We start from the raw sequence: 8,260 nt of genomic DNA on the forward strand, positions 1-8,260 counted from the left end.
TTTTTACAAAAAAAATTCTTAATATCGATTTTACTTTCTTTCTGAAATTTCACGCACAATACAAACAATTCCTGTATCTATACCTTTATTATTTTGCAACATCGAACAAAATATATTAAGACAAACACTTTTTCCCTCAATATTACCAGAAAGTTGCAACTCCCAATTGTTATTTTCACTTGTAGGTATCAATAAATCTTCGGCAAAAGATTTTTCTTTACCAGAAAAATTAATTTCACTGTAAGGACTTCCCAACATCTCCTTTTCGCCTTTCTTAAAAATACGCTCGCAACCTTTATTCCAAGATCTTATAATACCATTTAAATCGAAAGTAATAACTCCATCGTAAAAGTGATTAATAATATCAGCTTTTTCGGCTAACATTTCACGATAAGCATATTCCTGAGTAACATCTCTGATAATTAACTGCAAGTTATTTTTACCATTAAATTCTATATGAGCACCTGTTAAACCAACATCGAAAAGATCACCATGAATGGTTTTAAATTTTAAATGAGTGTACTCAATCCCCTTACCCATTTCTATGGATCGCTCTAATTTTTCCTTAAATTCATTTTGATAATCATCATCAACGAAAGAAAGAAATGGAGAACCCATTATATCTTCAATATAAGCCGTTTTAAATAATTTTAAGCCCAGACAGTTTAAATATTCAATAGATCCACCTTCATTTACAACAACAATAGCTTCGGGAGAATCGGAAATAAAATTTCGAAAACGCTTCTCACGCATTTTCTGATCCAAATCGAACTTATGCTTATAAAAGGCTAATTCAATAGAAATTCCAAGTTCTTTTTTATCGATGGGTTTAACCAGATAACCGTAAGAATGAGTATTAATTACTCGTTGAATGGTACTTTCCTCGGTATCGCTAGAGAGAAAAATAACAGGAATATCAAATTTAGATTTAATAATTTCGGTAGTTTGAATACCATCTATTTCGCCACCTAAATGCACATCCATAAGAATGATGTCCGGTTCTAATTTTTCACAAAGACGGATTGCTTCTTTCCCATCTTCTACAATTCCCAATAGATCATAGCCAAGTTCCTTTAAAAACATTCTGAAGATGGTTGATATTAAACTATCATCCTCTACGATTAAAATCTTTTTTTTCATTTAAGCAGTAATTGAATAATTAATCGATACTAATTATTTAATACCAATAGAGCATTGGCAATTTTAATTCGAGTTAAATTAAAACCAAATAACAAAACAATTTAAACAGAATTTAAAAAACCTTATATATGACTTTATTAATATGCCTAAAGTTTGCTAATTTTATGCGATTTTACAAAACTTTTACAATTTTTTCCAAACTTCAATTCTACTAAGTTGAATCTGATATTAGATATAGGAAACACAAAAATTAAAGCTGCAATAGTTTCGAACGAAAAAATTTTGCAGATAGAATCTTCGGAAAAATCCGAATTAGAATTTGCCAGTGAGCTAATTAAAAAATATAATGCAATTCAAAATATAATTATTTCCTCGGTACGCGAAACCCCTATCGCACTTATGCAATATTTTAATTTAAAGCATATTAAAATATTTTTTTGCGATTCAAACCTTCCAATTCCGCTAGAAAACCTATACGAAACTAAAGACACATTAGGCTACGATCGCTTAGCTGCCTGTATTGGAGCTTATGCCAAGTATCCCAAGCAAAATATATTAATTATTGATGCAGGAACAGCTATTACTTTTGATTTTGTGAACGAAAAAGCCCAATATTGCGGCGGAAGTATTTCGCCGGGAATTAGCATGAGATATAAAGCTTTACATCATTTTACCAGTAAGCTACCTCACTTATCAATTAAGGAAAATTTTAATATTATAGGCAGAAACACAAAAGACGCAATTATAGGAGGAGTTCAAAATGGAATTATTTTTGAAATTGATAGTTATATAGAAAACTTACAAATTAGCAATCCGAATTTGAAGGTAATTTTAACTGGAGGCGATGCACCTTTTTTACACAAATACATACGAAACAAGGCATTTCTAGACGAGCATATCTTGTTATTTGGATTAAATACAATTTTGGAATTTAATTTGTTGGATAAGCCTAATAATTAGCAAACTCTTTGCTGATATCTAATTTATTTATAGTTTTGCATGAAGCTAGTTAAATATGCTAGTAAATGGTCTTTTTTGATCAAAAACAAAACTTGTACTAAATTTTTGGTATGAGTTTTGCAGTTTTAGTTCGAACAAAACTAAAACTTTCGTTATATTTATATATTGAAAAATAGATTTGTATAGAAATACAATATCATCTCTTAGTTTTGCAATAAAAATAAACTTGATTATAAAAATTTTAGCAACATGAAAACAAGACTTTTAATCGTAACAGCGGTTCTTTTGTTTTCAAGTCTGTTTACCGTAAAGGCTCAGACTTTGGAATCAAAATATGGATTGGATAGTGCTCAAACAGTTCTGAATGCATCACTTTACGTTGAGATGGTGAAGCAAAAAAACTATGAAGAAGCGCTTCCGGGATGGAGATACGTATTTAATAATGCACCAGCATTCCAAAAAACAACTTATATTAAAGGAGTTTCTATTATGCGAGGCATGCTTGCTAAAACAAGAAATCCTAAATATGTTGATTCTTTAATGATGGTTTACGATAAAAGAATTAAATACTTCGGTAAAGATCGTAAATACCCTTCAGGATGGATTCTTGGACGTAAAGGTGGTGACTTGTTTAAATACAAGAAAAAACACATCCCTTCGGTTAAGGAAGCATACAGCATTTTAAAGAAATCAATCGAAATGCAAGGTCTAAAATCTGAAGCTACTGTAATTAATTACACAATGGAAGCTTCGGGTATTTTGGTTAAAGCTGGTGAAATTGAAGCTGAAGAGGTAATCGATAACTATCTTTTATTTATGGATATGGCTGAAAAACAAAAAGCAGCTCAAACCAACGAAAAGAAAAAAGAAAATATCGAAAACGCTCGTTTAAATGTAGAGAGAATTTTCTTTACTGCAGGTGTTGCCGATTGCGAAACCTTAAGCAATATTTTTACTCCTAAATTTGAGGCAAACAAAGACGATATGGTTTTAATCAACAAAATCCTTCGTATGTTGAATCGTCAGGAGTGTGAAGATGGTGCTTTATATGCAATGGTTGCTGAAAGAAAATATGAGTTAGAACCTAATGCTGATGCTGCTCATAACTTGGCAAAAATGTTTATTAAGAAAAAAGAATTTGCTAAGAGTAAAGGATATCTTGAACAAGCTATTAAATTAGAAAAAGATGCTGATACTCAAGCTGACCTTCACTATAAACTGGCTTATATTCTATTAAGTCAAAATCAATTAAGCGCATCTAAATCGAATGCATTACAAGCTGCTAAATTAAGATCAGGATGGGGACAACCATATTTATTAATTGGTAAAGCCTACGCTGCTTACAGTAAAAAGTATGGAACATCAGCTTTAGATCACCAAAAAGTATACTGGGTTGCTGTTGATAAATTCTTAAAAGCAAAAGCAATTGATCCTGAATGTGCTGAAGAAGCAAGAGGTCTTATTAATACTTATTCGAAGTATTTTCCTGGAACTGAGGAAGCATTCTTTGAAGGAATTAAAAATGGAGACATTGTTAAAATTGGTGACTGGATTAACGAAACAACTAAGGCTCGTTTGAATGAATAATACGCCAAATAGTAAATACAATATTATCAAAAGCATTATAATCCTTTCGGGGATTATGATGCTTTTGTCTTGTGAAAATAACATAAAAGAGGTAGAAAGTCTTACAAGCAATAAAAATGTTCCTTTACAAAAAGGAAAAGATGTAGAATATATTTTCACCGACTCAACTAAAATTCAATACCGCGCATTTGCGAAAGAATTTATCGAAACAGATACTGAAGAAGGCAAGTTCAATGAATTTCCAAAAGGTGGAAAAATTATTTCGTATGATAAAGATGAAACCGAAGCCTGGCAGATAGAAGCAAACTACGCCAAAAATTACGTTTCCGAAGAATTATGGGAATTAAGAAACGATGTGATTGCCAAAAGCGACGATGGTAAAACCATAAACACAGAATTACTTTACTGGGACCAGAAAAAGAAATTAATTTATTCCGACCAATACGTAAGAATAACCAAAGAAGATGGACAGGTCTTGGAAGGTACTTCATTCACTTCTGATGAAAAAATGAATGAAATTAGAATGAAAAAAGTTTCAGGTGAAGTATATTTAAAAGACAAAAACGAAAAATAATCAGTAAAGCTTATTATCTTGCATAGAATAAAACCTGAATAAAGTGAATCAAAAACTCCCATTTTTATTAGAAATAGTTTGGTTAATTGTAATGATCGTAAGTGTATCACTAGCAGTTTATCAAACAATGCAAACCAACTTTACCGAAAACCTACTACTATACGTTATCGCAATATTGGCTGCCTTAATGTACACTTCGCGAAGATTCCTAAGAAAAGCAAGAGAGAAAAACCAATCCCCTAATTAATGAATGATTTGATTATCATTTTTTCAATGCTGGCATTGTCAGCCTTTTTCTCCGGAATGGAAATTGCATTCATTGCCGCAAACAAATTGCGAATGGAGCTCGACCGAAATAAAAATACACTTTCGGCCAAGATTGTAGCTATCTTTTCCCGCTTTCCCGGACACTACATAAGCACAATGCTGGTTGGCAATAATATTGCCTTAGTTGTTTATGGTATTGTAATGGCAAAAATCCTGGAACCATACATAGCTATTTGGATAGACTCCGAATCTCTAATTCTAACGATTCAAACCATCCTTTCTACTTTACTCATTTTGGTTACTGCTGAATTTATTCCCAAAACCTTATTTCGAATCAATCCCAATTTAGCACTAAATGTTTTTGCATTACCGGTAATGTTCTTCTACATTATTTTTTATCCGGTAACAACAATTACCATGCTTCTATCAAAAAATATAATTCATAAACTATTTCACACACAAATTTCAGAAGACGAAGAAACACAAGCCTTCGGAAAAGTTGATTTAGACCATCTGGTACAGGAAGGCCAGGATACACAAGCTATTTCGGAAGATGACATACATGACATCAAAATATTTCGCAATGCCCTGGACTTTTCAAGGGTAAAGCTTCGCGAATGTATCGTTCCCCGAAACGAAATTGAAGCTATGGAATTAAATGGTGAAATAGAGGACTTAACTCAACGATTTATTGAAACCGGATATTCACGAATTTTAATCTATAAAGAATCAATCGATAATATAATAGGATACGTTCATTCATCGATGATATTTAAAAAACCACAAAGTATAAAATCGGCGTTAAGCAGAATTATTTTTGTTCCTGAAACTATGGCAGCTCACAAATTATTAAATTTGTTTACCAAAGAGCAAAAAAGTATTGCTGTTGTAGTTGATGAATTTGGAGGAACTGCCGGCGTGGTGAGTATAGAGGATATTATGGAAGAAATTTTTGGAGAAATAGAAGATGAACATGATAATATTGATTTAGAAGAAAAAGTACTTTCGGAAACAGAATTTTTATTTTCGGGCCGATTAGAAATAGACTACCTGAATGATAAATATGATTTGAATTTACCCGAATCGGAAGATTTTGAAACCTTGAATGGATTCATTCTATTTAATCATGAAAGCATTCCAAAATACAACGAAACAATTCGAATTGATGAATTTAACTTTAAAATTGTAGAAGTAAGCAATACCCGGGTCGAAAAAATTAAACTCAGCAGAATTTAACCTGTTCATTTATTACTGAATTTCTGTTAATTACAAGCCTATTTTTCTTTAGTTTACTTGTAATATCCTTCCTCTAATTTACTGTTAAAATCAAGAGTTTTATTTACAGATTATCCCATTCCCATTATCTTACTTTTACTTTACTATAAAAGTCACTAAACAAAGAGATAAAAAGCAATCATTTCCCTTTTTTTTGTATATTCGTAGCCTAATTAAGAATATTTAAATCTTTTTCGATGGCAACATTACAGAAAATAAGAAATCGTGGTGTATTTATTGGAATCATAATTGGTGGAGCGCTTTTTGCATTTATTGCAGGAGATGCTTTAAAATCGGGTGGTTCTTTAATTACAAACTCACGAAATGAAATGGCAGAAATTGCAGGGGAATCAGTTAACATTCGTGATTTCCAGAATCGATTCAATCATAATATCGAAGTAGCAAAACTGATGTCTGGGCAATCTTCTATTCCTTCAGAACAAACTGAACGATTAAGAGAACAAACCTGGCAACAAATGGTACAGGAAATGGTGATGAATCAAGAATATGAGGAATTGGGAATTTCAGTTTCTTCTGATGAATTGTTCGATATGATTCAAGGTAGAAATATTGATCCTACAATTCGTCAGATGTTCCAAAATGAAAACGGAACGATTGATAAAGAGCAAGTAATTGCAACATTGCAGAAATTAATTAATGCTCCAAAAGGAACACCACAAAAAGAGTATTGGCTCAACATCGAAAAAGCAATGAGTACTCAAAGAACTTTAACCAAGTATAACTCTTTAATTCAAAAAGGCCTTTATATGCCAAATGCCTTGGTTAAAAATCTTGCTGAAAAAGGAAGTAAGAAAGTAGATATTAACTATGTTGTTAAAAACTACAATCTAATTCCTGATAGTACTGTAAGTGTATCTGACGGGGAAATAAAAGCATATTATGACGATCACAAAGATCTTTTTAAGCAATCAGAATCAAGAAGAATTGATTACGTTCCTTTTTCAATTGAGCCATCAACAGATGACTATAAGGCAACTGAAAAATGGCTTGCAGATATCAAAGCTGATTTTGTTTCTGAGAACAACAATGTTCAATTTGTTGAATTAAATGGAGATAGCGATTTTAATGCTTTCTATTTTAAGAAAGATGAAATAACAAATAAAGACTTAGCTGAATTTGCTTTCTCGGGTAAGAAAAATGATATAACCGACGTATATTTCGAAAATGAAGCTTATAAATTAGCTAAAATTAACGAAATTAAAATGCTTCCTGATTCAGTTAAAGCTCGTCACATTTTAATTCGTGCAATTAATGGAGATTATCCTACAGCACAAGCTAAAGCTGATAGCTTAAAAAGCTTAATTGAAAAAGGTGCTCGTTTCGACGACTTAGCAAAAACAAATTCTGACGATCAGGGATCAGCTGTTAATGGTGGTGACTTAGGATGGTTTACTCAAGGAAAAATGGTTCAACCATTCAACGATGCTGCTTTTAATGCTAAAAAGAATGAAGTAACTGTTGTTTTAACCCAATTTGGTGCTCATGTTATTCAGGTAACTAAAAAAGGTAAAGCAGTTAAAAAAGTTCAGCTTGCAATTGTTGATCGTAAAGTTGAAGCTAGCAATAAAACAATTCAAGCAGCTTATGCACAAGCTAGAACATTTGCTGGTAATAATCTTGAAAGAGATGCTTTCTTAAAAGCAATTTCGGAGCAGAAATTACAAAGAAGAACTGCTAACCTTAAGAAAGACACTAAAAGCATACCGGGACTTGAAAATTCAAGAGAATTAGTAAGAGCTGCTTACAATACTGACGAAATGGAAACTGTATTATTAAACGGTGATAATTCTGCAGTATTTGAGTTTGGCGATAAATTTGTTGTAGCAATTCTTTCTGATATTAAAGAAGAAGGTTACTCATTGGTAAATGATGTAGCTACCACTATCAGACGCGAAGTTAGAAAAGAAAAGAAAGCGAAGCAGATGATTGCTGAAATGCAAAAAGCATCGCAAGGAGCACAGAGTTTACTTTCTGTAGCACAAAAAGAAGGTTTAGAAGTTAAAACTGCAACAGGTATTAGTTTTACTTCATTCCAGATTCCTGGTGCAGGTATTGAGCCTAAAGTAATTAGTACTGCTGCTCAAATTGAAAAAGGAAAAATTTCAGAACCCGTTGAAGGAAACCAAGGTGTATACATGTTGTTAGTAACTAACGAAGCTAAGGACGAAGTTACCAATGAAACTGTTGAATCGTTCAAATCAAGATTAGAACAAGGATATCAGTATCGTACAAATTACCAAGCATATCAGGCATTAAAAGAAAATGCTAATGTTGTTGATAAAAGATATAAATTTTACTAGAAATTAGTGAAGTCAAAAGAAAAGCGGAATGAATTATCATTCCGCTTTTTTTATGCTCTAAGACACTATCCCGCAAAGTGTGTAAATGAAATTTATAGGGTTAGGCGTTTAGTCTGACCCTATCTTCAAATATAGT

General features: G+C 32.1%; 7 protein-coding genes. 6 read left to right on the forward strand and 1 reads right to left on the reverse strand.

The window, feature by feature from the left end; genetic code table 11:
• Positions 1–30 precede the first annotated feature (30 nt).
• Positions 31–1,140: a PAS domain S-box protein gene (locus tag ACT3CE_RS18680; protein ID WP_444711280.1), complete on the reverse strand. Its 1,110-nt coding sequence runs from the start codon at positions 1,138–1,140 to the stop codon at positions 31–33.
• A gap of 216 nt (positions 1,141–1,356) precedes the next feature.
• Between ACT3CE_RS18680 and ACT3CE_RS18685 the strand changes: the two genes are divergently transcribed.
• The 6 genes from ACT3CE_RS18685 (at position 1,357) to ACT3CE_RS18710 (ending at position 8,124) form a co-directional block, all read left to right on the forward strand.
• Positions 1,357–2,100 carry a type III pantothenate kinase gene (locus ACT3CE_RS18685; protein ID WP_444711281.1) on the forward strand — a complete coding sequence of 248 codons (744 nt, stop codon included), beginning with the start codon at positions 1,357–1,359 and terminating at the stop codon, positions 2,098–2,100.
• Positions 2,101–2,349: 249 nt separating this feature from the next.
• The gene (locus tag ACT3CE_RS18690; RefSeq protein WP_444711282.1) at positions 2,350–3,687 is read left to right on the forward strand and encodes a tetratricopeptide repeat protein; all 1,338 of its coding nucleotides are present in this window, start codon (positions 2,350–2,352) and stop codon (positions 3,685–3,687) included.
• Positions 3,680–4,261 (forward strand): LPS export ABC transporter periplasmic protein LptC, encoded by a 582-nt coding sequence (gene lptC / locus ACT3CE_RS18695; protein WP_444711283.1) that lies wholly within the window; start codon positions 3,680–3,682, stop codon positions 4,259–4,261. Before ACT3CE_RS18690 ends, lptC begins: the two co-directional genes overlap by 8 nt.
• A gap of 43 nt (positions 4,262–4,304) precedes the next feature.
• A complete protein-coding gene (locus ACT3CE_RS18700; protein ID WP_444711284.1) occupies positions 4,305–4,508 on the forward strand; it encodes a hypothetical protein in 204 nt (67 codons plus the stop codon).
• A complete protein-coding gene (locus ACT3CE_RS18705) occupies positions 4,508–5,764 on the forward strand; it encodes a hemolysin family protein (RefSeq protein ID WP_444711285.1) in 1,257 nt (418 codons plus the stop codon). The genes ACT3CE_RS18700 and ACT3CE_RS18705 overlap by 1 nt, the downstream gene beginning before the upstream one ends.
• A gap of 236 nt (positions 5,765–6,000) precedes the next feature.
• Positions 6,001–8,124 carry a peptidylprolyl isomerase gene (locus ACT3CE_RS18710; RefSeq protein ID WP_444711286.1) on the forward strand — a complete coding sequence of 708 codons (2,124 nt, stop codon included), beginning with the start codon at positions 6,001–6,003 and terminating at the stop codon, positions 8,122–8,124.
• Positions 8,125–8,260: the final 136 nt, after the last annotated feature.

The sequence above is a fragment of the Marinifilum sp. RC60d5 genome, assembly GCF_052400665.1.
In the GTDB taxonomy this organism is placed as follows: domain Bacteria; phylum Bacteroidota; class Bacteroidia; order Bacteroidales; family Marinifilaceae; genus JBQTGK01.

Coding starts and splice junctions, on each gene's coding strand:
- ACT3CE_RS18680 (WP_444711280.1), bottom strand. CDS start 1,140: ATGAAAAAAAAGATTTTAATCGTAGAGGATGATAGTTTAATATCAACC.
- ACT3CE_RS18690 (WP_444711282.1), top strand. CDS start 2,350: ATGAAAACAAGACTTTTAATCGTAACAGCGGTTCTTTTGTTTTCAAGT.
- lptC (WP_444711283.1), top strand. CDS start 3,680: ATGAATAATACGCCAAATAGTAAATACAATATTATCAAAAGCATTATA.
- ACT3CE_RS18705 (WP_444711285.1), top strand. CDS start 4,508: ATGAATGATTTGATTATCATTTTTTCAATGCTGGCATTGTCAGCCTTT.
- ACT3CE_RS18710 (WP_444711286.1), top strand. CDS start 6,001: ATGGCAACATTACAGAAAATAAGAAATCGTGGTGTATTTATTGGAATC.